The sequence below is a fragment of the Faecalibacterium sp. BIOML-A1 genome, assembly GCF_009679715.1.
Classification (GTDB): Bacteria; Bacillota; Clostridia; order Oscillospirales; family Ruminococcaceae; genus Faecalibacterium; species Faecalibacterium taiwanense.
This window is the reverse complement of record NZ_WKZJ01000017.1, coordinates 1-25,487: the sequence shown is the minus strand read 5'-3', so window position 1 is coordinate 25,487 and position 25,487 is coordinate 1. Positions and strand designations below refer to the sequence as shown.

Annotated in this window: 33 protein-coding genes; 9 read left to right on the top strand and 24 right to left on the bottom strand. The window is 50.8% G+C overall.

Annotated elements, in window-relative coordinates; genetic code table 11:
- Positions 1-101: 101 nt before the first annotated feature.
- From GKG36_RS13715 to agaV, 10 genes are all read right to left on the bottom strand, one after another.
- Complete coding sequence (locus GKG36_RS13715; protein WP_055185983.1) at positions 102-347, bottom strand: hypothetical protein; 246 nt, start codon at positions 345-347, stop codon at positions 102-104.
- Between the two features lie 514 nt (positions 348-861).
- A complete protein-coding gene (locus GKG36_RS13710) occupies positions 862-1,194 on the bottom strand; it encodes a helix-turn-helix transcriptional regulator (RefSeq protein ID WP_055185984.1) in 333 nt (110 codons plus the stop codon).
- Between the two features lie 246 nt (positions 1,195-1,440).
- Positions 1,441-1,761 (bottom strand): helix-turn-helix transcriptional regulator, encoded by a 321-nt coding sequence (locus tag GKG36_RS13705; RefSeq protein WP_070102044.1) that lies wholly within the window; start codon positions 1,759-1,761, stop codon positions 1,441-1,443.
- 388 nt (positions 1,762-2,149) lie between these two features.
- On the bottom strand, positions 2,150-2,938 hold the full coding sequence (locus GKG36_RS13700; RefSeq protein WP_154261205.1) for a DUF975 family protein: 789 nt from the start codon (positions 2,936-2,938) through the stop codon (positions 2,150-2,152).
- 156 nt (positions 2,939-3,094) lie between these two features.
- Positions 3,095-3,463: a PTS transporter subunit EIIB gene (locus tag GKG36_RS13695; protein ID WP_242959973.1), complete on the bottom strand. Its 369-nt coding sequence runs from the start codon at positions 3,461-3,463 to the stop codon at positions 3,095-3,097.
- Between the two features lie 19 nt (positions 3,464-3,482).
- Complete coding sequence (locus tag GKG36_RS13690; protein WP_097780768.1) at positions 3,483-4,568, bottom strand: hypothetical protein; 1,086 nt, start codon at positions 4,566-4,568, stop codon at positions 3,483-3,485.
- A 98-nt stretch (positions 4,569-4,666) separates the two neighbouring features.
- Positions 4,667-5,323: an HAD family phosphatase gene (locus GKG36_RS13685; RefSeq protein WP_097780767.1), complete on the bottom strand. Its 657-nt coding sequence runs from the start codon at positions 5,321-5,323 to the stop codon at positions 4,667-4,669.
- A gap of 18 nt (positions 5,324-5,341) precedes the next feature.
- Positions 5,342-6,169 (bottom strand): PTS system mannose/fructose/sorbose family transporter subunit IID, encoded by an 828-nt coding sequence (locus GKG36_RS13680; protein WP_055185990.1) that lies wholly within the window; start codon positions 6,167-6,169, stop codon positions 5,342-5,344.
- Positions 6,159-6,977 (bottom strand): PTS sugar transporter subunit IIC, encoded by an 819-nt coding sequence (locus GKG36_RS13675; protein ID WP_055185991.1) that lies wholly within the window; start codon positions 6,975-6,977, stop codon positions 6,159-6,161. The genes GKG36_RS13680 and GKG36_RS13675 overlap by 11 nt, the downstream gene beginning before the upstream one ends.
- A gap of 43 nt (positions 6,978-7,020) precedes the next feature.
- Complete coding sequence (gene agaV, locus GKG36_RS13670; protein ID WP_113992329.1) at positions 7,021-7,497, bottom strand: PTS N-acetylgalactosamine transporter subunit IIB; 477 nt, start codon at positions 7,495-7,497, stop codon at positions 7,021-7,023.
- 229 nt (positions 7,498-7,726) lie between these two features.
- Between agaV and GKG36_RS13665 the strand changes: the two genes are divergently transcribed.
- The 3 genes from GKG36_RS13665 (at position 7,727) to fba (ending at position 10,924) form a co-directional block, all read left to right on the top strand.
- The gene (locus GKG36_RS13665) at positions 7,727-8,926 is read left to right on the top strand and encodes an AraC family transcriptional regulator (protein WP_154261203.1); all 1,200 of its coding nucleotides are present in this window, start codon (positions 7,727-7,729) and stop codon (positions 8,924-8,926) included.
- Between the two features lie 13 nt (positions 8,927-8,939).
- Positions 8,940-9,911, top strand: coding sequence for a Gfo/Idh/MocA family oxidoreductase (locus tag GKG36_RS13660; RefSeq protein ID WP_154261201.1), 972 nt, complete (start codon positions 8,940-8,942; stop codon positions 9,909-9,911).
- A gap of 161 nt (positions 9,912-10,072) precedes the next feature.
- Entirely contained in the window at positions 10,073-10,924 is an 852-nt protein-coding gene (gene fba, locus GKG36_RS13655) for a class II fructose-1,6-bisphosphate aldolase (protein ID WP_055185995.1), read from the top strand.
- A gap of 334 nt (positions 10,925-11,258) precedes the next feature.
- Here the strand turns inward: fba and yajC are convergent, their stop codons facing one another.
- The 3 genes from yajC to GKG36_RS13640 are packed head-to-tail and all read right to left on the bottom strand — an operon-like array spanning position 11,259 to position 13,194.
- A complete protein-coding gene (gene yajC, locus GKG36_RS13650) occupies positions 11,259-11,543 on the bottom strand; it encodes a preprotein translocase subunit YajC (RefSeq protein ID WP_154261199.1) in 285 nt (94 codons plus the stop codon).
- 3 nt (positions 11,544-11,546) lie between these two features.
- On the bottom strand, positions 11,547-11,990 hold the full coding sequence (locus GKG36_RS13645) for a PTS sugar transporter subunit IIA (RefSeq protein WP_113992325.1): 444 nt from the start codon (positions 11,988-11,990) through the stop codon (positions 11,547-11,549).
- 25 nt (positions 11,991-12,015) lie between these two features.
- Positions 12,016-13,194, bottom strand: coding sequence for an SIS domain-containing protein (locus GKG36_RS13640; protein ID WP_154261197.1), 1,179 nt, complete (start codon positions 13,192-13,194; stop codon positions 12,016-12,018).
- Positions 13,195-13,494: 300 nt separating this feature from the next.
- On the opposite strand from GKG36_RS13640, the gene nagA reads away from it, so the two are divergent.
- From nagA to GKG36_RS13625, 3 genes are read left to right on the top strand one after another with little or no spacing between them, the layout of a single operon-like run.
- Complete coding sequence (gene nagA, locus GKG36_RS13635) at positions 13,495-14,634, top strand: N-acetylglucosamine-6-phosphate deacetylase (RefSeq protein WP_154261195.1); 1,140 nt, start codon at positions 13,495-13,497, stop codon at positions 14,632-14,634.
- 30 nt (positions 14,635-14,664) lie between these two features.
- Positions 14,665-15,954, top strand: coding sequence for a class II D-tagatose-bisphosphate aldolase, non-catalytic subunit (locus GKG36_RS13630; RefSeq protein WP_154261193.1), 1,290 nt, complete (start codon positions 14,665-14,667; stop codon positions 15,952-15,954).
- A gap of 46 nt (positions 15,955-16,000) precedes the next feature.
- Complete coding sequence (locus tag GKG36_RS13625; protein WP_113992322.1) at positions 16,001-16,258, top strand: HPr family phosphocarrier protein; 258 nt, start codon at positions 16,001-16,003, stop codon at positions 16,256-16,258.
- A 97-nt stretch (positions 16,259-16,355) separates the two neighbouring features.
- Here GKG36_RS13625 and GKG36_RS13620 read toward each other — a convergent pair whose 3' ends face one another.
- Positions 16,356-16,628: a hypothetical protein gene (locus tag GKG36_RS13620; RefSeq protein ID WP_097780761.1), complete on the bottom strand. Its 273-nt coding sequence runs from the start codon at positions 16,626-16,628 to the stop codon at positions 16,356-16,358.
- Between the two features lie 207 nt (positions 16,629-16,835).
- Between GKG36_RS13620 and GKG36_RS13615 the strand changes: the two genes are divergently transcribed.
- Genes GKG36_RS13615 through GKG36_RS13605 form a run of 3 tightly spaced genes read left to right on the top strand, consistent with a single transcriptional unit; the run spans position 16,836 to position 18,273 of the window.
- Positions 16,836-17,021, top strand: a complete 186-nt coding sequence (locus tag GKG36_RS13615) for a hypothetical protein (RefSeq protein ID WP_097780760.1) — start codon at positions 16,836-16,838, stop codon at positions 17,019-17,021.
- Between the two features lie 59 nt (positions 17,022-17,080).
- Positions 17,081-18,022, top strand: coding sequence for a hexose kinase (locus GKG36_RS13610; protein WP_055186004.1), 942 nt, complete (start codon positions 17,081-17,083; stop codon positions 18,020-18,022).
- 50 nt (positions 18,023-18,072) lie between these two features.
- Complete coding sequence (locus tag GKG36_RS13605; protein WP_081028443.1) at positions 18,073-18,273, top strand: hypothetical protein; 201 nt, start codon at positions 18,073-18,075, stop codon at positions 18,271-18,273.
- A gap of 44 nt (positions 18,274-18,317) precedes the next feature.
- Here GKG36_RS13605 and GKG36_RS13600 read toward each other — a convergent pair whose 3' ends face one another.
- From GKG36_RS13600 to GKG36_RS13555, 10 genes are all read right to left on the bottom strand, one after another.
- A complete protein-coding gene (locus GKG36_RS13600) occupies positions 18,318-18,815 on the bottom strand; it encodes a hypothetical protein (protein ID WP_055186005.1) in 498 nt (165 codons plus the stop codon).
- Positions 18,796-20,301: a DNA methylase gene (locus GKG36_RS13595; RefSeq protein ID WP_055186006.1), complete on the bottom strand. Its 1,506-nt coding sequence runs from the start codon at positions 20,299-20,301 to the stop codon at positions 18,796-18,798. The genes GKG36_RS13600 and GKG36_RS13595 overlap by 20 nt, the downstream gene beginning before the upstream one ends.
- A gap of 19 nt (positions 20,302-20,320) precedes the next feature.
- A complete protein-coding gene (locus GKG36_RS13590) occupies positions 20,321-20,608 on the bottom strand; it encodes a hypothetical protein (protein WP_055186007.1) in 288 nt (95 codons plus the stop codon).
- 341 nt (positions 20,609-20,949) lie between these two features.
- Positions 20,950-21,468, bottom strand: coding sequence for a hypothetical protein (locus GKG36_RS13585; RefSeq protein WP_055186008.1), 519 nt, complete (start codon positions 21,466-21,468; stop codon positions 20,950-20,952).
- A 126-nt stretch (positions 21,469-21,594) separates the two neighbouring features.
- Positions 21,595-21,933 carry a helix-turn-helix transcriptional regulator gene (locus GKG36_RS13580; RefSeq protein WP_055186009.1) on the bottom strand — a complete coding sequence of 113 codons (339 nt, stop codon included), beginning with the start codon at positions 21,931-21,933 and terminating at the stop codon, positions 21,595-21,597.
- 158 nt (positions 21,934-22,091) lie between these two features.
- Positions 22,092-23,477: a relaxase/mobilization nuclease domain-containing protein gene (locus tag GKG36_RS13575; RefSeq protein ID WP_154261221.1), complete on the bottom strand. Its 1,386-nt coding sequence runs from the start codon at positions 23,475-23,477 to the stop codon at positions 22,092-22,094.
- A 51-nt stretch (positions 23,478-23,528) separates the two neighbouring features.
- Positions 23,529-23,786 (bottom strand): hypothetical protein, encoded by a 258-nt coding sequence (locus tag GKG36_RS13570; protein ID WP_154261191.1) that lies wholly within the window; start codon positions 23,784-23,786, stop codon positions 23,529-23,531.
- 8 nt (positions 23,787-23,794) lie between these two features.
- A complete protein-coding gene (locus GKG36_RS13565) occupies positions 23,795-24,070 on the bottom strand; it encodes a hypothetical protein (protein ID WP_117527093.1) in 276 nt (91 codons plus the stop codon).
- A gap of 104 nt (positions 24,071-24,174) precedes the next feature.
- A complete protein-coding gene (locus GKG36_RS13560; RefSeq protein ID WP_173012983.1) occupies positions 24,175-24,507 on the bottom strand; it encodes a plasmid mobilization relaxosome protein MobC in 333 nt (110 codons plus the stop codon).
- Positions 24,504-25,376 carry a hypothetical protein gene (locus tag GKG36_RS13555; protein WP_243145090.1) on the bottom strand — a complete coding sequence of 291 codons (873 nt, stop codon included), beginning with the start codon at positions 25,374-25,376 and terminating at the stop codon, positions 24,504-24,506. The genes GKG36_RS13560 and GKG36_RS13555 overlap by 4 nt, the downstream gene beginning before the upstream one ends.
- Positions 25,377-25,487 lie beyond the last annotated feature (111 nt).

The following is a 25,487-nucleotide window of genomic DNA, read 5'->3' as shown; positions in this document are numbered from 1 at the left end:
TGGGATTGATGATGCGTCCATCCCGCAGGATGTTGGCTTCCAGCTGGTTCAGCTCCTCAAAGGTCAGTGGTGGGATCTTGCCCTGAAATTCAGGGTCAACTTTAAGCGCATTCAGATTCATCATCGAACCGTCCTTTCTTAAAATAGGTGGCTTTCGGGCTGGTGGGCTGGATGTAGTAGTCGTAGCCAAAGTTGGTCTGGCAGTAGGTGCAAGGCTCCTTGGTGAGCTGATAGGGGTCTGCACGGCGGACACGGATGCCACGGGCGTTCCGAAAGGCGGTCAGGCAGCGGGGGCAGAGGGTGGTCAGGGTCGATTCATCGGGCTGGTGAGTAAAATTACGGCTCATAATCATTTCCTCCGTTTCGTATGGGTGAGTGTTCGGTATGGAAAAAGCCCGCCGCCAAGGTTCAAAAGAATCCCCGGTGGTGGGCTTGAAGTTTTGCTTTAAGTTATTTCCAACCTATTTGTCCTCGACCCCCGTTGGATTTGGAATGCACCTCGGTAAGTGGGGACTTGCACCCACACTCCACATTGGCTTCTTCAGCCACCCCGTCTTCGTTATGACCGGGCCGCGAGTTACGGAAGTTTCATTATTTTGTCCGAGGGAATGATATTCAGTTTTCAAGGTACGCTTTACAGCTTTGGGCTTCTCCCCGTCTGGGGTGTTGCCCTTGCTGTGACAATAGTTTATCGTAGAAACACTGTCTTTTTAAGGAACTGGTAGTTCCGGTTTTGCAACTTTTTTGAGCGGATTTTTCTCGAAAATCGGAACTACCAGTTCCGGTTTTTCGTAGATGCGTCAGAAAAAATGGTACAAAAAAAAAGAAGCCGAGAATCGCTTCTCGACTTCTTTATGGTGGTTATACAGATGCAGATGTATCCAGCTCGTCAATAAGATTACTCAGCTTATTTTTGAAGATCTGGATTTTCTGGTGCTGCTTTTTGATCTGTGCATTAAGCTCCCTTTCCCGTGGAGTGTCCAATACGCCAAGAATCAAAAAGTCCAGAGTGGTGTTCAGTGAAATGGCTACTTCTACCAACAAATCTATAGAAGCAGTGCCTTCCCCTCGTTCGATCTTTCCCAAATGGCGGTCACTGATATTCAGCTTTACGGCAAATTGCTCTTGCGTTAAGCCTTTGGTTTTGCGCAGCTGCTGGATGCGTTTTCCTGTGATGTAAGAATCAAAGTACATAAGCCAGCCCTCCGACCACAGAACAACGCAGTCGCAAGCTGCGCCACAAGGTCGGAGTGCAGGGATGCAGTCGGCGGCGAACCAAGTTCTGGTTGCCGGGGCTCGGTTGGTACTCAATCAATCTCCTTTTCATGTTTCTTCGTCCTTTCTTTGTCGATGATGGCAAGGCGGGCGGAGTATGAAGGACGTACAGAACATCCTTCACAATAGTAAAAGAGCCGCAACTCTATTGCTATCCATGTAGAATCAAGGAATCGTATTCAGCAAATTCAAAACAGCTTCCTGCTGGTCAGGGCGAAGTATCGACCACTTCTCAATGATCTGCATCTGCTGGGGCGTAAGTGCCACCGGGACAGACTCACTTCCCTCTGCCTTTGCAAAAAACTCGGAAAGCGTGATCTGAAAGGCATCGCAGATCTTTACAAGCGAAGGAATGGTCGGGATTGCATTGTTATTGTACCATGTAGAAATGGTGGAAGTTTTCAGCTCGGCGTGAGTCGCTAAATCGTATAGCGACCATTTGCGTTCTTCACGGTAGGCGGTTATAGTGTTCAGAATGTTATCCACCGCCACTCCTCGCTTTCGTACAATAAACTTTTGCTTATTATACCGTACTACGCAAATAATTATAATCCTTTTCACCGTATAAAAAGTACGGAGTTCGGGAGTTGGCGTTTCATCCTGACATCTTAGCATCTCCGAGTAATAAAAAAAACGCTGGGAGAAATCTCCCAGCGCAAGCAGCCCTAATCACGGTACCGACGTGTGCCAATCCAAAGCGGACCCAGCACCCACAACCAAGGCAGTGAAAACGTTCTCGTCACTTTTAATACCGTAAGCACCAGCGTTAAAGCAAACAAGAGGGTCATTGTAATTATTTCGGAACGGTCAGGTTTCTTCTCCATACGCAGATTACCTCAAAAAATCCAGTCACGCCTGAGAAATAGTATAAAAGTCAAGATGCTTCATCCGGTTCGGTAGGTGCTGCGGTAATATCGCGGTAGAAAGTGGCCCATGCAGCTTCCTCATAGGGGCGCACGAAGAAGAAGCCAATGCTCAATGGAATTGTCAGAAGAAGAACAAGAGAAAGCGCCATAGCTTCGGAACCGGTGAAATATTTGAGAACCAGAAAGCCCCCGGCATACAGTGGCAGCGAACAGAGCAGCTCCCAGCCAATGAAGCTGAAATCCAAACAGAACAGCCGCCATTTGTTGCCGTCCATGATTCGCCGGGATTCTGTGATTGCTTCATTTGCGGTCAGCGAAGGATGCTCGGACATGATGTAAGGTGTCATCGCATAGCTGTGTGATTTCACGATTCCCGGAATCACCAACAGCAGCGACCAGAGGGCGATGTACAGACCCTGCAGGAATTTCATGCAGAAGCCATCCCACAGACGGTCTTTCTGAGAGAACAAGTCCGAGACAGCCGCATCCTTTCTATCTACAAGGTTCAGATTAAAACGTGCATATCCCAGTTGAACTGCACCGCCCACGATCAGTTGGAGGATTGCCCACAGAACAATGCCGGCAAGCAGAACAGCAAGCAGCCGACCGCCGTTAGGCTGGGAGAACAGTTCAAAATGGATGTCCTTTGCCTGATCGGAATTGGATACGATACTGTTGGAACTGCTCACAATGGTAGCACCGAGCGCACTGGCGGCAATGCCTGTCAGAACTGCAGTTTTCCATTTTCCGCGCAGTGCATCGAGAGCAAGCATACGATAATCGGCAGATACTTTCATAAAAGCAACCTCCTGTCTGAAAACGGCAAGGATGTGTGAAAAGGCAGATGATATGCCACTTTAATTCAGATACGTTTGATACAATGAAAAAATTGCGACACGAATAAAAAAGGGTCTGTTGCACCGGTTTTATCCTTGTGCAACAGACCCTTTCCTTTACTTCAGCAGCTTGTCCAGTTCATCATAAACGGATTTGACCTTCGTGCCGACAATGACCTGACAGGCGTTTTTCCCCGGACGGATGATGCCTGATGCGCCTGCCGCTTTTACGGCCTGCTCATTGACCTGATTGTAGTTCTTGACCACAAAGCGCAGGCGGGTAGTGCAGTAGCTGGCAGATACTACGTTGTCTTTGCCGCCGATGCCTTTCAGAATGTCCTGTGCAACCAGTGCATATTTGTTTGCTTCGGCAGGGTCAGCCTTTTTCTCAGCCGCTTTGTTTTTTCCGGAGCGGGAAAAAAGCACAAAAACAACGGCACACACGACCACAACAGCAAGGATGACAAGTAATGTTGATGAATTCATAAAACTTCTCCTTTTACAATCAGATAAGACGCAGCGCGTCCTCATCTGCAAACACTGTCGAATGCTCTTTGTTTACCCTAACACAATATCTCTGTTCTGTCCAGTCCCTTTTCAGCTTTACACGGACATTCTTTCTTTCCTTGCGGATTGCCACAAATTGCCATTCCGTCGAAAGTCTTGGATAATGCGTCAGGGAGGAATATGCCGCATGATTTTTATTCTCCGCCACATAGTCCTGCAAGGTCACCTTGGAAAACCGAGGGTCATGGAGCTGCGCTTCTTCGGGGTGCGGCTGCTCCGATTCTACGCTCGGTTCCAATTCGATCGGTTCATCGGTCAGCCAAGTGTCCATAAGACAATATTGTTGTTCCTTTTTCTCCGGGTGAAAGCGATAATGAAGGATCACATAATTGGCGGGGTACTTGACTGGTCCCTGCTTTTTGAAAGGGTGTTCGATCACACCGTTTTCCAGCACAGTGACCGTGATCATTTCCGCTTTTTTAGTAAGCGGATTCTGAAACACGATATGTTGCCCGGCTTCTTCGATCTTCAAGATCGGCCCCGGCACAGGTTCATCCGGTGCTTCCAGCATCAGCGTCAGTTCCTGATCGTGAACTGACAAAAGCTCACTTTTGAAATACAGCCGGAAGATGACCCACCCGGTATTCAGATCGAATCCGTAGTGTTCTACCAGCTTTCTGGCCGAGTAATGTTCCTTTGAGGCAATGGGAGACATTCGGAGCGGATTCCAGATGAACCGTTCCGAACGCCATTCATCAATACAGTCGTTTCCTGTCAAAAGATGTCCCATAGGATGAAAATGAAAAGGATCGTATTGATCCATCATCAGCCGTTCCAGCGGCGAATGGAACCCGGCATTCCTGTGCTTTTCATAGATCGTCAGGCGGTTCTTCAGGTGATAATATGGCAGCTTACGAGCCACATCCACTACCAATCCGCCCGGAATCGGAAAGACTGCAGGGATCAGCCATTCTTCCTTTTTCCAAGTGAACGATACATCCATTCTGACCGCATCGTTACTTTTGATTGCCCCCCATACCATAGTGGGATCGACCATCTGCTGATAGTTTGCTAAGCGCTCCATAAAACTGTCCTCACCTGTTTTTTAACGAAAAAAGACGGCTCCGTATAACCGAAGCCGTCTTTTATCAACTGTGGAAATGGAAACTCACTGGACGAATTTCAGTTTTCCAACCATGCGTAATCAAATTCTGTAAAGTCGTGGATGTAATGCTCTGCACCAAGCCGGATCAAATCCGACCCGTCTGCTTTTTCACCGATGGCAACGATCTGACCTACGCCATTTCGTTTTGCCAGAGTGATGGCAGCCACACTATCCTCGATAACCATACATTCCGCGAACGGAACGTTCAGTCGTCTGGCAGCTTCCAAGTGCATTTCGCCTTTATTCGCATAGGTTCCATCGTCGTAGACAACATCTTCTTTCTTCAACCATTTCCCAATAGGGAAGCTGTCGAAGTAAAAGTCAACGTTTGCCTTGATAGAAGCACTTGCCAGAATAAAAGGGATGCCGCGCTCATGCAAGCCTTGCATCAACTTCTCAGCACCTGCTACGAGGTGTAAACTGTCAGGATTTCTCCTGCACATCCTGCGATACAATTCCTCTTTCCGCTCCGAACATTGCTTTCGCTCATCGGCATTGAGCCACGGTGCCATGTTCTGAATGATCGACTCATTACACGGTCCGCAGATCAACTTAGGGTCAAGGGGATTCGGATCTTCGGGATGCAATTCATGATAGATCTCTGACCACGCCTCCATGTGGAAGCGGGTATCAAAGAACATCGTCCCATTAAAATCAAGAAGTACAGCGTGCATTGTAGCTCCAGCTTTGAATTAAGCGAAGATACCAAAGAATGCGCCGACCAGACCGATCACCAGCAGCAGAGCGATGCAGGTAACGGGCTTCCAGTTCTTCTTCTTCATCAGGAAGAACAGGCCGAGGGTCAGAGCCAGAGGAATCAGCTTGGGCAGAACGCCATCCAGAATGCTCTGGATAACGATGGGGCTGTCGCCGTTCTCGATAACGGTAGCAACGGTGGTGCCGCCGTAGTTGGAGGTCAGAGCACCAACGATGAACACGCCCAGCATGGAAGCGGCACGAGTGAACTCCTTAGCGTTAGCAGTCAGGATGTCGATTGCCTTAGTACCCAGATTATAAGACCAGTACATCAGGAAGAAGCGGCAAGCAAACTGCACGATGTTGAAGATCAGCAGGAACATGATAGGACCAGCAAGCGATCCGTTTATTGCCATGTTCGATGTGATACCTGCGGTGATAGGAACCAGAGTGAACCAGAAGATTGCGTCGCCGATACCGCCCAGAGGACCCATAGCAGCAACACGCACGGCACGAATGGTTTCGATGTCAGCCTTCTGCTGTTCCAGAGAGAGGATGATGCCCATAACGAAGGTAACGAGGAAGGGGTGAGTATTGAAGAACTCAAGGTTATGCTCCATGGAGAGCTTCAGATCTTCCTTGTTATCGCCGTGGATCTTTTCCAGACCGGGCAGGATGCAGTACAGCCAGCCGGCAGCCTGCATACGCTCGTAGTTGAAAGATGCCTGCAGGTTCAGGGAACGGAACACCATCTTATTCAGCGTAGCCTTATCCAAAGGCTTCGCGGGAGTCAGATTGTTGTAATGAGTTGCATTAGATGCCATCTTCGTCGTCGCCTCCATTCGCAGCAAAACCAGAACCAGCAGCCTGCTTGATAGCAACGCGAGTCTGGTAGTCGTACAGAGCAATAGCAATGCCCACAAATGCGATCAGCAGCAGAGCAGAGCCGGACAGTTCGGGGATGTAGCCGATGATGGTTGCCAGAGCAAAACCAGCAAAGTAGATGCCCCAGAACTCGTTAGACAGCATGATACGCAGCAGGGTTGCGAAACCGACGAAACGCATCATACCACCGGCAGCGCCCAGACCAGCCATGACCCATGCATACTTGGCGGCCAAGTTGCTCAGGGTAGTACCCATTGCAGAGCCGCCCAGCATACCGAGGGTGCAGACGATGGCGAACAGCAGGCCCAGAAGAGCCATTGCCAGATAGTTCAGACGGACAATGCCCTTAGTGTCGCCCTTTGCTGCCAGCTGGTCAGCCTTGGACATCATGGGGGACATGAGGGTGAACAGGAAGGTGACCATGTACTGGCCGATCAGAGCAAAGGGAACTGCCAGACCGACAGCAGCGGTGGTATCCAGATGAGAAGAGATCGCAAACACGGTAGCCATGACGCCGCCGATGACTGCGTTTGGCGGCTGAGCGCCGCCAACAGGCATGTTACCGATGGTCATCAGCTGGTAAGTACCGCCAACGATCAGACCGGTGGGAAGATCGCCCAAGATCGCACCGATGACAGCACCGGAAACGATAGGCTGGTACAGGGATTCCAAGAAATCAAACTGGTCGATGGCCACGATAAAGACCCACACAAAGACCAGAATGATCTGAAGTGCACTAAAGCCCATAATAAGTACTCCTTTTCAAGTATTTAGGAGAGCAGCCGTCTGTTTACTTGAACAGCTTGTCGGTGCTTTCCGCATGTTCGGTAGGAACACGACGAATCTCCAGTTCCACACCGAGTTCCTGCAGCCGCTTGAAAGCAGCCACATCGGAATCGTCAACTGCAACGGAACCTGCCACCTGACGCTTACCGTCAGCCATGTGCATATTACCGATGTTGACCTTCTTGATGGGAACGCCACCCTCCACCAGCTTCACGACATCCTGCGGATTCTCGCAAACGATGAAGATCAGCTGCTTTGCACTTGCCTTGTGGATGGTGTCGATCGTCTTCTGGATGGTCCAGTAGCGCATAGCTGCGTATGAAGGAGCAGCCATGTTCATCAGGCCCTGACGCAGGCTGTTGCCAGCCACCTCGTCATTTGCGACCAGAATCAGGTTTGCGCCGATTGCGCCGCACCACTGCGTAGCAACCTGTCCATGAACCAGACGATTGTCGATTCGAGTTAGAACAATGTTCGGCATTTTTTTCATTCCTCCTTGAAATTTTTTGTCTGAGTTTCCAATTCAGAGTAACTACATTATAGGCGATATTTGAACAAATGTCTTTATATTTTTTAACAAAGTGTTTCTAAAAATCGGTTATTTTCGTGGCTTCTCATTACAAACTTCCAAAACTCGTCAGAAAAAGCTGGTAATATTGAACAAAAAATGTTATACTCAGTACAAGTTTGAGAGAAGGAGGATTCTGGATATGCAACGCGAAACTTCCAACGACAGCTTTCTGGAGTACGGCCAGACCTACCACGAACCCATCAGGCTCACGCACCCTGACCTGATTCACCAGCATCAGACCGCCATCACCCGCCGCTATGTATCACAGTTCTATTGTTTTAACTGTGATACCTATATAGAGGTACATGACGGCATCGGTGTTTTGCTGGTCTCCCATACGGCAGATGCCGCAGATGTACAAGAGTTTGCCATGAACCGGCTGATTCACATCAAGCCCAATGTCTATTTTGCGGTGGTTTCTACCACACAAAAACTGGAATTCGAGCTGTATGCCGAGAGCAACTATTCTCTCCATGTTACCGATTTCCCTTCCCAGTATGAGTTCCTTGCGGTTCTGCCCCGTATTGAAATGCAGAAGATCTTGGGGTATTATTATAGAATCCGCACCCCGAATTACTGCTTTAAGGGTGAGCAGCATAACTTTTTTGAGTTGACGTATGTAGACGAGGGCGAACTCGAAACTGAGGTGGACGGAACGCTGTACCAGCTGAAAGACAAGGAACTGATGATCTACGGTCCCGGTCAGTTCCACACCCAGTATACGGATGACAGCCACAACGCATCCTATATGACGGTGCTGTTCGATATGCGCAATCTGACCCCTGTGGAACAGGAGGTCTGGTACGATGCTCTGATCAACCGGGTGTTCCACTATGACCAGAAGATCAACTCCTTAATAAAAGCGTTCGTCCGGGAAAGCACAACCGGCATTCCTTATATGAACAGTCTGATGCTCTGTCTGTTGACTGAGATCATCATCCGGCTGCTGCAGGGAACCTATGCTTCCCCTATGAACCAGTCCAGCAATTCCGTGCACAAGAGTGCAATGGATGAACTGTTTGACCGGATCATTGCCTATATTGATGAAAACATCTACCTTCCTCTGACGATCCCGGAAATCTGCGAACACTTTTCGCTGTCGCGGACGGCGTTGCAGCTGATGTTCAAGAATTCCATCGACCAGTCCCCGAAAAAGTACATCAATGATAAAAAGCTGGAGAGAAGCTGTCAGATGCTGCTGGAAAACCGCTATACCATCAGTGAGATTTCCCTGCGGCTGGGCTACACCTCCATCCACTATTTTTCCAAGTCCTTTAATATGAAGTATCATATGTCGCCCAGTGAGTTTGTAAAGCAGAATCTTCAAAACAAAAAGTGAAAGGAATCCCTCTATGAATATTGGAATGGTTGGAACAGGCTCTATCGCCCACACGATGGCAAAGGAGTTTGCGCGTCCTACAACAATGCCTGTTGTTGCCGTGTATTCTCGCAACGCAGACACTGGGATTGCAATGGCCCATGAGTTTCATATTCCCATTTCCAAGGTCTATACCGAATACGATGAAATGCTCGCGGACTCGGAGGTGGAACTGGTGTATATCGCCACTCCCAACAGCCTGCACTTTGAGCAGGCCAAGGCCGCACTACTTGCCGGAAAGCACGTTCTCTGCGAAAAGCCCATCGTCCCCACCTTGGCACAGCTGGATGAACTGCTCGGCCTTGCGGAAGAGCGCCATTTGCACCTGCTGGAGGCTATTACGACCATCGACCACCCGAACTATGGTCTGGCAAAGTTGTTTGCAAAGGAGATCGGTGACATCAAGACGGTATCCTGCACCTTCTGCCAGTATTCCAGCCGGTACGATGCCTTTATGAATGGGCAGACTCCCCCTGTGTTCGACCCCGCATACTGCGGCGGAGCCTTGATGGACCTCAATATTTATAACATCTATTTTGTGGTAGGGCTTTTTGGCGACCCGAAAGCCGTCCACTATTACCCGAACCGCCACGCCAACGGCATCGACACCAGCGGCATCCTGATTCTGGAATACCCGAATTTTGTCTGTCAGTGTACGGCTGCAAAAGATAGCTCTGCGCACAACAGTGCCCAGATCATTGGCACCGAGGGCAGCATCCTGATTGAGCCGGGCAGCAACAACTGCCAGAAACTTGTTGTCACCCGGAAGGGAAAAGAACCCTACATCAGTGAAATCTCCGATACGCCTTGGTGGTTTGAAGTTCTTGGCATCTCGAACTTCCTGATTGTTCCGCAGGATACCGTCAAAGAGCGGCGCATTCGTGCAATGAGATCGGCGGTAGCCGTACTGGAAGCCGCCCGGAAAGACGCCCACCTCGACTTCTAACCGTAAAATACAAATCTTTCACCGTTTTTTACTCTTGATAAATTAGTAACGACTATCTATAATAATGGTGGATGTTTGTATATCCTATCTGCCGTTACGAACAATCGGCTCTTACAAGGCAGAGTAAATGATACGAAGGTAAATGTTTCAGGAGGGTAATTATGGCTTTAGTCACTACCAAAGAACTGATGCTTGATGCTCAGAAGAACCATTACGCAATCGGCGCATTCAATGCAGAGAACATGGAGATGGTTCAGGCCATCATCGCTGCTGCAGAGGAACTGCGTGCACCCGTTATCGTCCAGACCACTCCGGGTACTCTGAAGTACGCTTCTCCGGCTATGTTCCATGCCATGGTCGCAGCTGCCGCTTCCGAGGCTACCGTTCCTGTTGTGATGCACCTTGACCACGGCAGCAGCTACGAGCTGGCTATGAAAGCATTCCGTGCAGGCTACACCTCTGTGATGATCGATGGTTCTCACCATGTTTTCGAGGAGAACATCGAGATCACCAAGGAAGTTGTTCGTGCCTGCCATGCAGCCGGCATCCCTGTGGAAGCTGAGCTGGGCAAGGTCGGCGGCAAGGAAGATGATCTGGATGGCGGCAATGGCAATGGCTACACCGTTCCTTCCGAAGCTGCTGAGTTCGTAGAGCGCACTGGTGTGGATTCTCTGGCTGTTGCTATCGGCACCGCACACGGCGTTTACAAGGGAACCCCGAAGCTGGACATCGACCGCCTGAGCGAGATCCGCAAGGTCGTTTCTGTTCCTCTGGTGCTGCATGGCACCTCCGGTGTCCCGGATGATGCCGTCCGTGAGTGCGTTGCCCGCGGTATGTGCAAGGTGAACTACGCCACCGATCTCCGCATCGCATTCAGCAAGGGTCTGAAAGAATACCTTGCAGGCGATCCCGAAGCATTTGACCCGAAGAAGTACAGCGCAGTTGGTCGTGAGCAGGTCAAGGAGTACGTCATGAGCAAGATCCTTGTTTGCGGCAGCAACGGCAAGGCATAATTTTGTATTCATCCGTCTTACCCATATAAGACATTCTTCCTTAAGGATTGGAGCCGGTGCTCTTCGGAGCATCGGCTCTAATTCTTTTTCACTTAAAGACAGAACCCCCGCAGCGGTATGGCAAACCGCTGTGGGGGTTCTGTCATGGAAAGAAGAGGTCTTGGATGACTTGTTAAGAATGTAAAAAGACAGGCAGGAGGCCGCGCAGCACTCACTGCCTGTCTTTTTACGCATGGGATAGAGGGTCTCTTGGCAAATGAAGATATTTATGGAAGTCTTGTGTGCGAATGAAGGGAAGGCACACAAGATCAACGCTATTAAAATACCAAAGCAGTCATTTTACGATGCTCTGGACGGCATAACGGGAAATAGTAATAACGATCTTCGGTGCAACTTCCACACGGAGGGTATCTTCATCCTCCATGCTTACGATCTTGCCGTAGATGCCACCGGCAAACATAATGCGGGAACCGACCTTCATGTCCGTATGGACCTCGCCAAGTTGCTTGCGTTTATTGCGCATATTCTTGGCAGAGATCGCATACAGGATGAGACCGATCACGCCCATAATGACTGCCAGCGTAATGCAGGTCCAAATAATTACTTCCCAATTGATCATTGTTTAGATTCCGTCGCTTTCATCAGATTCGGCTTCTTCGGCAGGAGCCTGTAACTCAAAGATTACCATACAATCCTTGCCGGTGTCAACCAGTTCTTCTGCAAGAGCGCGGGGATCATCTTCCATATCCAGCATCGTAACCGCAGTAACGATCATCGGCAGATTCGTGCCGGAAATGACCTCGATCTTCTGATCGGGCCGTGCGTACTTGCACTCAACTGCCGTCTTGAAAGGAGAGCCACCCGGCAGATCGGACAGAACCACGACACCATCGCAGGTGCGGAACTCATCGAATGCGGCGTTGAACTTCTGCGCCAGCTGCTCCGGGGTCATACCCTCTTCAAAGTTGATGTAGCGGACATACTCGTTCTCGCCAGCGATCATCTGAGCGGAAGTGTGGATGCCATCAGCAAAATGGCCGTGGCCGGTAACTACCAAACCGATCATGTTCGTTGCCCTCCTGATTTTTTAATTACTTCAGCGCGTACGGATACAGGGTGACACCCTTGACAACACGGTTCACCTCACCAGTGGGGCAGGGGTTGTCCGGGGTAATGCCCAGAGACAGAGACTTCATCAGAGCGATGGTCTGAGCAAACAGGATGAAGTCCAGACCCAGCAGAACGTTCTCCATGTCCTGACCGATCTTGATCTGGATGGGGTAATCTGCCAGCTCCTCAATGCCTTCGCAATCGTGGTTGTAAACAACGACGATCTTGTTGCCCTTGCGCTGATGTGCCATCTCCTTGACCAGATCCAGCTCATAGCGGCGGCGGTACTCATCGTCGCTCAGATAAGCGATGGTCAGGGTGTTATCGTCAATGATGGACTTGGGACCGTGACGGAAGCCCAGCTCGGAATCGTACATGGTAGCGACCTTGCCGGCAGTCAGCTCCAGAGTCTTCAGTGCAGACTCCTGTGCAACGCCCTTCAGGCCGATGTTGCCCAGATAAACGATACGGTTGTAATCGAACTCGTCCACGATCTTCTGGACTTCACCGAACTGGTCATCGAGGAAGTGCTGACCTGCAACGGCCAGCTTCTCGACCTCGGCAGTGATCTCATCCAGCTTGTCCAGATTCAGTGCCAGATAGGTTGCCAGATACATATTGCTGTAGCTGGAGGTCATGGCGAAGGACTGGTCATGGGTCTCCGGGGTCAGGTTGATAGCGAAGCAGTTCTTGCGGCTTGCAGCCATCTTGGACAGAGTACCCTCGTGGTTGCAGGTCACGAACAGGTGGTACAGGTTCTGGCAGACGACCTCTGCTGCCTCCACGTTGCCCAGAGACTCAGGAGAGTTGCCGGAACGACCAAAGTTCACCAGCAGGGTGGGCTTGGTGCGGGACAGGAAATTCTCCGGGGAGGGAACGATATCGGTGGAAGCGTAGGACTTGACCTTGTAGTTGTACTTGGGGTTCAGAGCCTGGAACAGGGAGTTGCCAACGAACTCGCTGGTGCCTGCGCCGACCAGAACGATGTCGAAGTCATCCTGCTTGACGACCTGATCGATAAAAGCCTGCAGCTCATCCTTGCAGGCAGCCAGCTGTGCACAGGTCTTGCGCCAAGTTGCAGGCTGCTGATAGATCTCATGTGCAGTAAAAGTGGAAGAAGTTTCCTTCATCTTCTCATCAGTCAAATTAAAAATGCTCATGGTTTTCTACCTCCTAATCGGTTGGTATTTATCCGAATCATAGACAGGGCTTACCAAAGCGCACTATCCCTTCCTTCCTGTTATATCACACCCCCCTAGCAGAAAACAAGGGGGTAACTGAAAGCCATAACTTTTTGTTTGAAAAAGACAAACCGAGCCCCTGTTTGCTCTGCCGACCGGGCTGTTTTTGGCTAAGTTTGCCGAAACAAGTAACAAGTCGATTGAAAATTGTAAATATTTTTCCGAAAGTATGCGGTATAATGGCACAAGGGTAATTCACTCGGAAGGAGGACAATTCAGATGATAATTCAAAGTAAAAAAGTATGGATCGCAGATCAGTTTGTGCCTGCTGCCATCGAGGTCAAAGAGGGTAAGATCGTTGGCATTTTCCCCTATGGGACAAAGGATGTAGATGACGATTACGGTGACAAGCGTATCGTCCCCGGCTTTATGGACATCCACTGCCACGGTGCCTATGAGTTTGACACCAACGATGCAAACGAGGAAGGTCTGCGTTACTGGGCAGAACATATCGTTTCGGAGGGCGTGACCAGCTTTCTGGCTACCACCATCACCCAGAGCGTTGAGGTCCTGACCAATGCCGTTGCCAACGTTGCCCGTGTCATGGAGGGCGGCTACGACGGTGCCGAGATCCTTGGCATCCACTTCGAGGGTCCTTATCTGGACATGAAGTACAAGGGCGCACAGCCGGAGCAGTTCATTGCAAAGCCCAGCGTAGAGCAGTTCAAGCACTATCAGGAAGCCGCACACGGCCATATCCGCTATGTTACGCTGGCTACCGAACAGGACGATAACTTTGAACTGACCCGCTACCTGACTTCGCAGGGTATCGTTGTCAGCATCGGTCACAGTGCTGCCACCTACGAGCAGGCAGTCATGGCTTACGCCAATGGCGCACGCTCCATGACCCATGTCTATAATGGTATGACACCCTTCAACCACCGCGCAAACGGTCTGGTGGGTGCAGCATACCGCATCCGCACCATGTACGGTGAGATCATCTGCGACGGCTGCCATTCCACCCCGGCTGCTCTGAACAACTACTTTATGAGCAAGGGTCCCGACTATTCTATCATGATCTCCGATGCGCTGATGGCAAAGGGCACCCCCGTGGGCAGCAAGTACATCTTCGGCGGCAACGAGATCGTGATCTACCCGGACGGCAGCGCACACCTGACCTCTACCGGCGGTCTGGCTGGCTCTACCCTGAACATCAACAAGGGTTTGAAGATCCTTGTCGAGGATGCAATGGTACCGTTCAACTATGCGCTGAACGCCTGCACCATCAACCCGGCGCGCTGCCTGCATCTGGATGACCGCAAGGGTTCCATTCAGGTGGGCAAGGATGCCGACCTTGTGGTGCTGGAGGACAACTACGATGTGCTCCAGACCTATTGCAAGGGTCAGGCAAAGCTGTAAGATCTTGATTCAATAAAAAGGAGAATAGAAATGAAACATCCCCTTCAGGAAATGATGGATAAGCGCCGTGAGGGCATTCGCTGCGGCATCCCCTCTTATTGCAGTGCCAACGAACTGGTAATCGAGATCGCCCTGCGCCGTGCAAAGGAGCGCAACATCCCTGTTCTGATCGAGGCAACTGCCAATCAGGTCAACCAGTTTGGCGGCTACACCGGCATGAAGCCCGCTGATTTCTATCAGATGGTCCTGAAAATGGCAAGCGACATCGGTCTGCCCGAAAACATGATGATCCTTGCAGGCGACCACCTCGGACCCCTGACTTGGCAGAAGCTGCCGGAGTCCGAAGCAATGGAAAACTCTGTGGAGCTGGTTTACCAGTATGCACGCGCCGGCTTTACCAAGATCCATCTGGACACCAGCATGAAGGTTGCGGACGACCCGGAAGGTCTGCTCCAGACCGAGGTGATCGCTCGCCGTGGCGCAAAGCTGTACAAGGCTGCTATGAAGGGCTACGAGGAACTGAAAGCTGAGAAGCCGGATGCAATGCGCCCGGTGTTCGTTATCGGCAGCGAAGTGCCCATCCCCGGTGGTGCAACCGAGGCAGAGGATACGCTGGCTGTCACTAAGCCCGAAGCATTCCGTGATACCGTTTCCACCTATCAGCGCATCTGGACTGAGGAAGGCGTTGGCGAGGGCATGAAGGACGTTATCGCAGTTGTTGTCCAGCCCGGTGTGGAATTTGGCGATGAGCAGGTGTTCGACTACAACCCTGCCGCAGCCGTTGACCTGTGCGCCGCTCTGAAGGAGTTCCCCGACATCTGCTTCGAGGGTCACTCTACCGACTACCAGACCGCAACCGACCTGTACAACATGGTCACCGACGGCATTGCTATCCTGAAGGTCGGTCCTGCTCTGACCTTTGGTCTGCGCGAGGCTCTGTTCTCTCTGAGCATGATGGAAAAGGAACTGGTGCCGGAAGAAAAGCGCGCCAACTTCATCGAAACACTGGATCAGGTCATGCTGGCTTCCCCTGCAAACTGGGAAAAGCACTACCACGGTGACGAAAAGCATCTGGCACAGTGCCGCAAGTACAGCTACTCCGACCGTGCCCGCTACTACATCGGTCAGCCGGAAGTCGTTGCAGCCATGAACAAACTGTTCGACAACCTGCGCGAGTACCCCATCCCCATGAATATGCTGCACCAGTATATGCCCATCAGCTATGCCAAGATCCGTGAGGGTCAGCTGAAGCTCGACCCGCGTGAGCTGGCTATGGACGGCATTGTGCAGTTCATGCTGGACTACGAGAGCGCCGTCTGATCTGCCCTTTTTGCACACCAAAGAAGAAGGAAATGAAGGAGAACCCATGAAACAGTTTACTTATACCATCAAGGACGAACTTGGTGTCCACGCCCGCCCCGCCGGTCTGCTGGTCAAGCTGGCAAAGAAGTATGCCAGCAAGGTCACCATTGAAAAAGATGGCAAGACCTGTGATATGCGCAAGCTGATGGCAGTCATGGGACTTGGCATCAAGCAGGGCGAAACCATCACCGTCACGGTTGAGGGTGAGGATGAGACCGTCGCCGCAGAAGAAATTGCTGCATTCCTGAATGAGAACGTTTGATCGTCTCACCTGATTTGACATCCACGGTAGCAGATTCCTCCTGCTAAAACTGCCCGGAACGATAGGAGAAGGTCGTTCCGGGCAGTTTTTATAGTATTCAGAACATTTTGATGACCCACAGGATCAGGATAATGGCGATTGACACAGCAAGCGTGATCAGGAAGCTGTGGTCTTTCTTTCCGTTTTCCGGTTTGGCAGGTGCCGTGGGCTTCTGCTCTTGTTTCAAAGAGGTGATACCGTCCCCCAACCGCTTCTTTTTGGGGTTATTGTTGCGGCGGTAGATGCGGTTCAGCGTTCCCATGTAGTGGCTGTAATCCACGGGTGCCGAATCCTGATGCGAGGTAGTTTCCGGTTTCTTGTTTTCTTCCATAATCGTGGTGTCCTTTCCGTCCGTTCAGCAGGTGCTGTATTTCTTTTATTATAACATATCATCTGTAAAAAATCTTGTTTTTCTATCGGGATTTTAAGAGCGTCCTTTATTATTTTTCTCATGATAGCCGTTTTCGTTCCGCCAATAGACAGCGTTCGTTTTGTATGCTAGACTAGGTGTATCAAAATGTCAGGAAGTAGGTGTTTTATGAACTGTCCCATTTGTCATGCTGAAATGGTCATGGATTACAAGATCAAGGTCGAAAACTATTTACTCTTTAACATGATCACGATCAAAAAGGGCAGTGACCAGAAAAAGATAAAGGCGGCATTCTGTCCTTCCTGCGGCAAGATCGAATTGTACGCCGACATTCCTTCCGGTGAAAAAGAATAAACATATCCAGTTTCCGGGATGCTGAAACAACGCTCCCCGGATAGGAGGTAAGAGAACCCATGCACTTTACAACTGTTACTGCGAACCCCTGCATTGACCGCACGATTCAGGTGGATTCGGTCAACCTTGGTCATAGCCATCGCATTCAAAAAACGATATGCGACTTTTCCGGCAAGGGCATCAATGTTTCGCTGGCACTTACCCAGCTTGGAATGCCGGTCAAAAGCGTCTGTCTGAGCCATTCGGATGGAGAAGCGGCCAATTTCTTCAAGCAAAAAGATATGGATGCAGAACTTATCCCCGTCCCCGGAAATGTCCGTATCAACATCAAGCTGTTTGAAACATCTACGGGCTGCATGACAGAGTTCAACGAAAAAGGCACCCCGCTTGATTGTGAAACCGCCTTGGATGTTATTCGCGCTGTCAAAAATGTTCTGCCCACAACATCGGTGCTGATCCTTGGCGGCAGTGTGCCTCCGGGCTTTCCTGACGATTTCTACTATGAACTGGGCAAAAGTGCACAGGAATATGATGTGCCCTTTATTTTGGACGCATCGGGGCCGCTGCTTCTGAATGGAATGGAGGCATCTCCTGTTCTGATCAAACCCAATGAAGAAGAATACTACGCCACCTTTGGCGTTCACCCCAGTGTAACGCAGGAGTTCTGCGCAAGCTATCGTCAGATCCTCATGGAGCATAACATCGCCTACGGTGCAGTCTCTCTGGGTGAAAAGGGCGCACTGCTCGTCACACCGGAAGCCGCATGGTATTCGGAACCTGTTTCTGTCGATGTAAAAGGCGTTCAGGGTGCGGGCGATTCCATGGTGTCCGGCTTTGCCTATGCGATTGCCGAACAGCACACCCAAGGAGATCAGCTGCTTAAAATGGCAGTTTCCTGTGCACACGCTTCTCTGGAACTGCCCGGCACGCAAATGTGCACCATGGCAGGCGTGGAAAAAAGATTCCCGCTGACGCCAGTTAAGCGGCTTTGCACGTTTTAATTTGAATCAGCTTTCTTGCAAGCTGAATTTCGATATTAAACGGAGGGGCTATGGGAGCCAGCAAACATATCTGCCCAAACTGCGGGCGCAAGATGAAACAGCAGTTCATTGGTCTGTTCCACTGCAAATGCGGCACAAGCTGGCGGCGTGATATAGGATTTTTTGAACGTACTCCAGATATGGTGTTCTCACTGGAACGCAAAAAAGTCGGAAACAAAGTCAAGCAGTTACCGACGATACATCATAAGTAAGCAAGACCACCAGCCGTTTTTTCGACTGGTGGCCTTTTTTGTGCTTAATCCTCTGTAATACCGAGATATTGGTCGATCTCCATGATGCCCTCCCCGCTGATTTCCACCAGATCTTCAAAGGGCACCACGGTGTCGCCCACTTGCAAGGTGCGGAACACCGGGTCGATGCGGTCTGCTTTTCCGGTCAGTGTGATGTAGTTACCCACTGCTGGAACCTCCGGGTGGGCGGTGTCTTCCTTGAAGTACCGCACCGTAATGGTCATGCCCTTGGTGACCTGCATCAGCCGATCGGACAGAGCGGACATTTCTTCCTCGGTCAGAATGCGCTTGGGCACACGCTCGGTGCGCTGCTTTTCTGCGGCAAGCTGCTCATCATAACCTCGCAGTGCTGCAAAGGGAGAGAAGATCTTCGCCCGGTTCTGCAAGGTCATGCGGGGATGCTTGCGAAGGGATTCTTCAGTCTGGGGGCGTTCCATCTCTATGATATCCCCATACTTTTGGGCAGTCTCTTGTCCGATCTTGCTATTTTTGTAGTTTTCCATCCGAACCTCCTGCGCTGTGCCCGCCGATCTGCGCATTGCGCTGGCGCATGGTGGCACCTTCCTCGTAGCTGCTGGCTTTCAGCACGGCGTTTTTGCCGTACTTGTTCTTGATGCCCAGCATGGCTTGCTGGAGTTTTTTCTCCTTTTCCAGCTTCTTGGTGTCGGTGAAAAAGTCCACCTGATAGATGCCCTCGTCCGGCGTGACCTTGTTGGCGTTAAGGGTGATGCGCCGCACGGTCAGCGCCGGGTCGGTGATGCGCTCAAACAGCTTTGCGCTTTCGTTGATGAGGGTGCTGCCCAGATTGGTAGGGGCATCAAACCGGATAGTGCCGTGCGCCGCTTTGGGGATGATTCTGCCGTAGCGGTCGGTCTGGGTCAGACCACGATAGCCGCCCTTGTCCACGTTCTCCCGGTCGTAGCCTATCTCCAAGGTGATGGATTCCGTCACCAGTTTCTTTTCCGTGAGCCGGAACATCAGAATCTCCGCCATCTCCCGGACGATGAGCTTTGCCTTATCGTTGGGGTATGGGCAGGTCAGCACCTGCCCCTCGCTGATACTGTTGGTGCTGGGCTTGTAGCTTTTGATCTGCTCCATACCGCAGGGTTCATAGCCCCATGCGTGGTCAATAAGGATTTCTGCGTCTACGCCAAAGACCTCATACAAACGATCTTCTCCGTGGATGGAAAACCGTGCCAAGTCCCCCATGGTGTAGATGCCATGAGCTTCCAGCCGCTTGACGGTTCCGGGACCGGTCATCCAGAAATCCGTCAGGGGTCTGTGGTTCCACAGCAGATACCGATAGGACTGCTCGTCCAGCTCTGCAATGCGCACGCCGTCCTTGTCCGCTGGAATGTGCTTTGCTACGATGTCCATCGCCAGCTTTGCAAGGTAGAGGTTGGTACCGATGCCTGCCGTTGCCGTGATGCCGGTGTTGTACAGCACCTCCCGCACCATGGTCATGGCAAGATCATGGGCGCTCATGTGATAATAGGGCAGATAGCCCGTCACATCAATGAAAACCTCGTCGATGGAGTAGGGGTAGATATCTGCAGGGGACACATATTTGAGGTAGGTCTTGTAGATTTGGGTGGACACATCCAGATACCGCTGCATCCGGGGCGGCGCAACAATGTAACTCAAGCCCAGTGCAGGGTCTGTGTTCAGGGCGTTGGCATCGAAAGAGGTGCTGGCAAAGTGGTACTTGCCGTCCTCTCCCCGGACTGCCTTATTCTGCCGGATGGCAGTCTGCAGCCGCTGGGCGTTGACCTCCCGGACACGCTGGACGGCTTCAAACAGCCGCGCTCTGCCGGGTATCTTGTAGGCTTTTAAGGAGGGCGACACCGCAAGGCAAATGGTCTTTTCGGTGCGGGAGGCGTCCGCCACCACCAGATTGGTGGTCAGGGGGTCGAGATGGCGGTCTACACACTCCACCGAGGCATAGAAACTTTTCAGGTCGATTGCCAGATAGGTGCGCTGCGCTGCCATACTTCAGCCCTCCTTTGTGTTATTTGGTTTCCACCTCCACGAACCATCTGCCGAACCGGGAAGGAAACCGTGGGTCGGAACGCTCGAAAAATAAGCACCGCTCCTGCCCCTTTATCATTACAGTATAACAGTCGCCGGGCATATCGGCAATGGTATTTGCAGGGCGAAAGTCCCGCACCTGTTCGATGGGATACGTCCGACCATCGCCCCATGTGATCTGCCGGGGCTGCATATAGCCGGTTGCGTCAAAATCAGAAGTCACTTTCACATAGACCTTTTCCGTTTTGCGACGGCAGTTTCGATTCATTCTTCACAGCTCCTTTGCAAAATAAACAACAACTATTTATCTTATTATAATAAATCTTTACGCTGCTTTCAAGATAAAACGGCTATTTCATCTGTGATACAGACAACAAAAAAGAGTGACAGCATTTCAAACCGAAACGCTGCCACTCTTTTTCTTGTTTGCAGTTCCTGCAATATCTTCAACTTTTAATTTGCGGACTGAAAGGACGCATAGCTTACGCAAGCAGTGCATTCGTCTATACAAATGCCTATTTTGCGCTGCAAAATGCTTGTTGGGGACACCCCAAACCCTTTCACTCTGCACCGTTCCGATGCAGGCTGCGCATTCCTGCGGAACGCTTTTTACCCGGTGATGCTCTCCGGGTCAGTGAGGACTTGCATCAGATGGGATGCCGCTTCATCTAAATATTCGTATTTATCTTTTTCTGGAATAGCCGATTTCATAAGCGGAACATCCCACTCCTGCATACATTCAGCAAGCTGCTGTTGTGCGTGCAGTGCAGCCGCCTTTCGCACCTCTGGGGTGACATCCGAATCCAGAACGTAAGCAACCGTAAACTTGCCGCTGCAATCTTCAGTAAGCTGCACCATCGAATCGTGTTCTTCCCAGAAGTAACAGAACCAGACGCGGCCACCGATACCCTCCATGCCGGAGCGCAGTTCTTCCTCATCGCTCCACTGCGGAACGGCAGCAAGAATGTCCTGCAAGTCGGTGTAGGCTTGCTGCTCTGCCGGGGTCACTTTTTTGCAGCGGTATTCGTGTTCAATGTTCCGCTGCCAGTACAGAGCCAGCTTGCCTTGCTTGGCACGGTCGATTCCATCGTTGATGTCGGAAAGGATACTGTATCGCGGTTCTCGCATCTTGTTCACCTCGAAATCAATTCTTTGGGAATGAATACATCCTATAAGAAATATTATAGCCTAAAGAATTGCAAAAGAAAAGCGCACCAGCCAAAATTAAGCTGGTGCGCCAGAGTTGCCGCAGGATTATTCTTCTTTGGTGAGGTAAGGCAGATTGGTGATATAGGTGTCCAGAAGGTCAAGTGCCACTTTCTTCTGCATAGGGGTCAGTCCTTCAAGCCGCTTGCTGATTTCATCATCGGTCACATGAGATGCACTTGGAACCAGATCGCACAAAAGTTCGTCTGCTGAAATATTCAGGGCATTCAAGATTTTGACAATGGTTGCAAGCCCCGGTTCCTTTAGTCCGCGCTCCACCATCCCGATATAGTTGGCAGAAAGGTCTGCTTTTTCTGCTACTTGCTCCAACGTCAAATGATGTTTCAAACGCTGTTCCCGTAATCGCTGTCCAAATAATTCTTTCATAGAGCAACCTCATCCTATCGAGTTGTTTACACTCTTTAGAATACCTGTTGCCGTTCCTCGTATACACAATCGAAAGAAACAGTGCATCACCATAGGGATTATAAGACAAAAAAAGACTGCCGGGAACCGACACGATCGTCAGCTCCGGCAGTCCAGCATTAACGCACCTGTTCTGTTTCGTGCGTCTGCTTTTCTTCTGCAAAGAACCGTTCCACATTTTTCTGTGCGCGAACCAGTTCCTGCATTTCTTCTTTGGCTTTGCGATACTCCGGATACGCTGCTTTCTTTTGGGAGAGCAGTTCGAAATATTCTACGTTCAAATCTTTTACCTTGGGCAACTTTTTTAAGTCCGCTTCGTCAAAGGCGGCTTTCGCAGCCTTGTGCAGTTCGATCTCTTCCCGGTGTGCTTCCAGAAACTTTTTGCTGTATCCGGCCTTGCGATAGGCGGCGTACGCATCGCGGGTCTTTGCGTAATTGACTATGTGCGCCCGCAGGACAGCGATTTCTCCCATGCGCTTCTCTGCCGCTTTGATGGAATCGCCCAGCGTGTGATACCGTTCTGTTGCCGCCGCTGCACGTTCCCGCAGTTCGTCCGCACTGTCAATTTTCTTTTCCTGCAAGTAGAGCAGTGTCTTGGACATTTCTTTCAGGTTAAACCTTGTTGCCCATTTTTTATATCCACTGGTTTTGCTCTCGGCCATTTTCGTGGGAATATCCACCAGCAGGCCAAACTTCTTTTCTGGCAAGGGCTGTTTGGGGGGCGGCTGGTGTTCAGCCTTGCCATCCAACACCATTTTGATTTCTTCCTCGGTGTATCCGGCTCCCAATGTGCGAAATCGGATAAATCGCCGCTGCCCTTTGCCTTTCACCGAGGGATGCTTGCCACGCTTCACCTCATAGCCCTGCTGTTCCAGCGCATCCAGAAATGCAGCAAAATCTTTGAGCTTATCGTGCAACAAAATGTTGTCGATCACAGTGCAGAGCTTGTCACGGTTGCTTTCTTTGGGCGGGTATAGGATGCGTTTCTGCCGCTCCCGATAGGGCTTTTTCTGAATAACGGAAAGCTGGTGTTCCAAGCAAATCAGGTCGCTCAGCCGTTGCACAGCAAGCGCGGAAAAGTAAAAATCCCGAAATTTCCGTGTACCATCTAACGCAGTGGAATTATAAATAATATGATTGTGGATATGCGCACGGTCAGTATGGGTGGCGACGATAAAGGCGTGTTTTCCTTTCAAAAATCGCTCGGCAAATTCATAGCCAATCTTGTTAGCTTCTTCGGGTGTCACTTCTCCCGGCCTGAAAGACTGCCGTACCTGATAGGCAATCACATCGCTTTTTTGCCTGCGCCCGGTGGTCTGTTCGTAAAGTCGCTTTGTCAGCATAAATTCTTCGTCTACTGTCAAGGGACTGCACTGATAGCTGCTGACAAGTTCACCCTGTTCGGTCTTGTCCGGGTTCTGGATATAGCTGGTGTGATTGTGCAGACACGCCCCGATGGACTTGCCCTTGTTTTTCCGCATAGGGATCAACCGTGTTGCCGCCAGTGCCATCACCCCCCTAAAAAAAGAAAATGCCGCACATCGGCGGCATCAAGATCATTTGGATATTTTTTCGTAATCGGCAGCACCCGCCAGATACATCGCCTTATATCGGGCGCATTCCAACTCGTTGCAGATCTCATCCAAAGCGAGGTATTGCTTCCACGCTTCTTTGCTGATGGTATCCCGCAGGGCTTTTTCAGCCGCTATTTTGGCGTTTTTCAGCCGCTGATAGTTTTCGTCCTCACCCAGCATTTCAAAAAAGAGCGTGCTGCTGTGCTCAGAATAACAAGCCTCCAATTTCTGGTTTTCCATAGCATCCCTCACAATCCGGCAACCCAGCCACTAAAACGCTCTGCTGCATCTGCGATCAAAGCGCCCATGAAGATCAACACAAAGCAGCCAAACTCTGCCACCAGCAAGATCAAAAATTGCAGCCACTCCCGGCAGTACAGCGTATAAAGACCGCAGCCGAAGATATACAGCATGGGCAACGCCAGCACGAACGCTGACAGGTTCAGCGTCCATTTCAGCATCAGCGCAAGGAAAGCCGTAAGCAGCCAAAACGGGAAAACGATCATCTTAAAAACGAACCTCATATCCAGCACCTGCCTTTCGTCCCTATTATAAAGGTGTCAACGATTGCTTTGCAAGGATGTCACCCCTTATGTACCCCCGCAGCCCTCCATCTGCGGGGAAAATTTTAGAGTTCTGCCAGCCGAGCGAGAATTTTTCTGCCAATGTCGATCAGCTCATCCAGCCTCTGCCGCAAGTCCTCCATGTCAGCGGCGTAGACTTTGCCGCACTCGTTGGCACGTTTGGCGTACTGGTTGAGGTTGTTGCTGCACATTTGAAGCAGATACGCCATGCGGCGCAGCTCCTTCAGGTCGAGGTGCAGGCAGTAACCGTCCAGTGCCATCTTTCGGATATAGGCACTCAGGCTGCGGATGCCCATGCCAAGCATCTTTTCATAAATGCGGTTCTTCTCCGCCTTTGTGGTTCTCAGGATAATGATTTCATCCCGCTTTTCCCTCACCGGGCATCACCGTCCTTGTCATAGTAGCTGCGGAACGGTTTGACAGGCTCTGACTGATTGACTTTTTCCTCCAGTGCAGCCAGCACAGACGGACGAGGCGCAGGTGATTCGGTTTTCTCGGTTTCCTTGGGAGCGTCTTGCGAGGAACTGCGGTCACGGTCGATGTTCAACAAGGCGTTCAATTCAGCAAGGCGGGCAGACTTTTCGGCCAGTTCTTCCTCCTGTGCAAACGGCTTTGCCACTTCGATCTCTGCAGCCTGCTTCTGCTGCTCAAGGTTTTGCAGAGCATTTTCGGCATCTGCAATACGGTCAGCGAAATTGTCGATGGCATTGTCCAGACGAGTGATATTGCCGCGTGCATCATCGCCCAGCGACACCGGGTAACTCAGCTCTGCCCGAAGTACAGCCTGATGCTCATTCTTGAAGCTGTCGAATCGAATGTTCAGTTCAAAGCCACGGTAGGTGCCCAGCAGCATCATATCAGCATTGGGCATCTCCTGCCGAGCCAGCAGCAGCCGTTCGCCTGCAGCCTTTTTGTCATCGTACACCATGCCCTTGATGGTCATGCCGCAGAAGTTTTCTTTGTCCTGCGGGTGTGTTGCTGCAATCTGTGAATCCTGTTGTAAAGCAGCAATGCGGGTTTTCTGTTTCTGGATCTCCTCCGGGAAAGTTTTGAGCAGCTTATCCTCCAGACGATATTTCTGATTCTGGAAGTCACCGCGCAGAACTTTCAATTTTGCCACCTGCACGTCCAAGTCCATCTTTTCCCGGATGCGAGGGTCGCCTGCACACAGAGCCTTGATTTCTGCGTAAGACAGAGCCTGTTCATCAATATCATCGCAGGAGCGCATGGGAGATTTGCTCGTCATAATCTGAGAAATGAACTTCTGCTTATTCTCAAGGGTCTGATCGGGTAAGAGGATGGCATTACTGCCAGCCCCTCCCCTAAGAACCGTACGTGAGAGTTTCCCCTCATACGG

Coding starts and splice junctions, on each gene's coding strand:
- GKG36_RS13715 (WP_055185983.1), bottom strand. CDS start 347: ATGAGCCGTAATTTTACTCACCAGCCCGATGAATCGACCCTGACCACC.
- GKG36_RS13710 (WP_055185984.1), bottom strand. CDS start 1,194: ATGTACTTTGATTCTTACATCACAGGAAAACGCATCCAGCAGCTGCGC.
- GKG36_RS13700 (WP_154261205.1), bottom strand. CDS start 2,938: ATGAAAGTATCTGCCGATTATCGTATGCTTGCTCTCGATGCACTGCGC.
- GKG36_RS13695 (WP_242959973.1), bottom strand. CDS start 3,463: ATGAATTCATCAACATTACTTGTCATCCTTGCTGTTGTGGTCGTGTGT.
- GKG36_RS13690 (WP_097780768.1), bottom strand. CDS start 4,568: ATGGAGCGCTTAGCAAACTATCAGCAGATGGTCGATCCCACTATGGTA.
- GKG36_RS13685 (WP_097780767.1), bottom strand. CDS start 5,323: ATGCACGCTGTACTTCTTGATTTTAATGGGACGATGTTCTTTGATACC.
- GKG36_RS13680 (WP_055185990.1), bottom strand. CDS start 6,169: ATGGCATCTAATGCAACTCATTACAACAATCTGACTCCCGCGAAGCCT.
- GKG36_RS13675 (WP_055185991.1), bottom strand. CDS start 6,977: ATGGGCTTTAGTGCACTTCAGATCATTCTGGTCTTTGTGTGGGTCTTT.
- agaV (WP_113992329.1), bottom strand. CDS start 7,497: ATGCCGAACATTGTTCTAACTCGAATCGACAATCGTCTGGTTCATGGA.
- GKG36_RS13665 (WP_154261203.1), top strand. CDS start 7,727: ATGCAACGCGAAACTTCCAACGACAGCTTTCTGGAGTACGGCCAGACC.
- GKG36_RS13660 (WP_154261201.1), top strand. CDS start 8,940: ATGAATATTGGAATGGTTGGAACAGGCTCTATCGCCCACACGATGGCA.
- fba (WP_055185995.1), top strand. CDS start 10,073: ATGGCTTTAGTCACTACCAAAGAACTGATGCTTGATGCTCAGAAGAAC.
- yajC (WP_154261199.1), bottom strand. CDS start 11,543: ATGATCAATTGGGAAGTAATTATTTGGACCTGCATTACGCTGGCAGTC.
- GKG36_RS13645 (WP_113992325.1), bottom strand. CDS start 11,990: ATGATCGGTTTGGTAGTTACCGGCCACGGCCATTTTGCTGATGGCATC.
- GKG36_RS13640 (WP_154261197.1), bottom strand. CDS start 13,194: ATGAGCATTTTTAATTTGACTGATGAGAAGATGAAGGAAACTTCTTCC.
- nagA (WP_154261195.1), top strand. CDS start 13,495: ATGATAATTCAAAGTAAAAAAGTATGGATCGCAGATCAGTTTGTGCCT.
- GKG36_RS13630 (WP_154261193.1), top strand. CDS start 14,665: ATGAAACATCCCCTTCAGGAAATGATGGATAAGCGCCGTGAGGGCATT.
- GKG36_RS13625 (WP_113992322.1), top strand. CDS start 16,001: ATGAAACAGTTTACTTATACCATCAAGGACGAACTTGGTGTCCACGCC.
- GKG36_RS13620 (WP_097780761.1), bottom strand. CDS start 16,628: ATGGAAGAAAACAAGAAACCGGAAACTACCTCGCATCAGGATTCGGCA.
- GKG36_RS13615 (WP_097780760.1), top strand. CDS start 16,836: ATGAACTGTCCCATTTGTCATGCTGAAATGGTCATGGATTACAAGATC.
- GKG36_RS13610 (WP_055186004.1), top strand. CDS start 17,081: ATGCACTTTACAACTGTTACTGCGAACCCCTGCATTGACCGCACGATT.
- GKG36_RS13605 (WP_081028443.1), top strand. CDS start 18,073: ATGGGAGCCAGCAAACATATCTGCCCAAACTGCGGGCGCAAGATGAAA.
- GKG36_RS13600 (WP_055186005.1), bottom strand. CDS start 18,815: ATGGAAAACTACAAAAATAGCAAGATCGGACAAGAGACTGCCCAAAAG.
- GKG36_RS13595 (WP_055186006.1), bottom strand. CDS start 20,301: ATGGCAGCGCAGCGCACCTATCTGGCAATCGACCTGAAAAGTTTCTAT.
- GKG36_RS13590 (WP_055186007.1), bottom strand. CDS start 20,608: ATGAATCGAAACTGCCGTCGCAAAACGGAAAAGGTCTATGTGAAAGTG.
- GKG36_RS13585 (WP_055186008.1), bottom strand. CDS start 21,468: ATGCGAGAACCGCGATACAGTATCCTTTCCGACATCAACGATGGAATC.
- GKG36_RS13580 (WP_055186009.1), bottom strand. CDS start 21,933: ATGAAAGAATTATTTGGACAGCGATTACGGGAACAGCGTTTGAAACAT.
- GKG36_RS13570 (WP_154261191.1), bottom strand. CDS start 23,786: ATGGAAAACCAGAAATTGGAGGCTTGTTATTCTGAGCACAGCAGCACG.
- GKG36_RS13565 (WP_117527093.1), bottom strand. CDS start 24,070: ATGAGGTTCGTTTTTAAGATGATCGTTTTCCCGTTTTGGCTGCTTACG.
- GKG36_RS13555 (WP_243145090.1), bottom strand. CDS start 25,376: ATGACGAGCAAATCTCCCATGCGCTCCTGCGATGATATTGATGAACAG.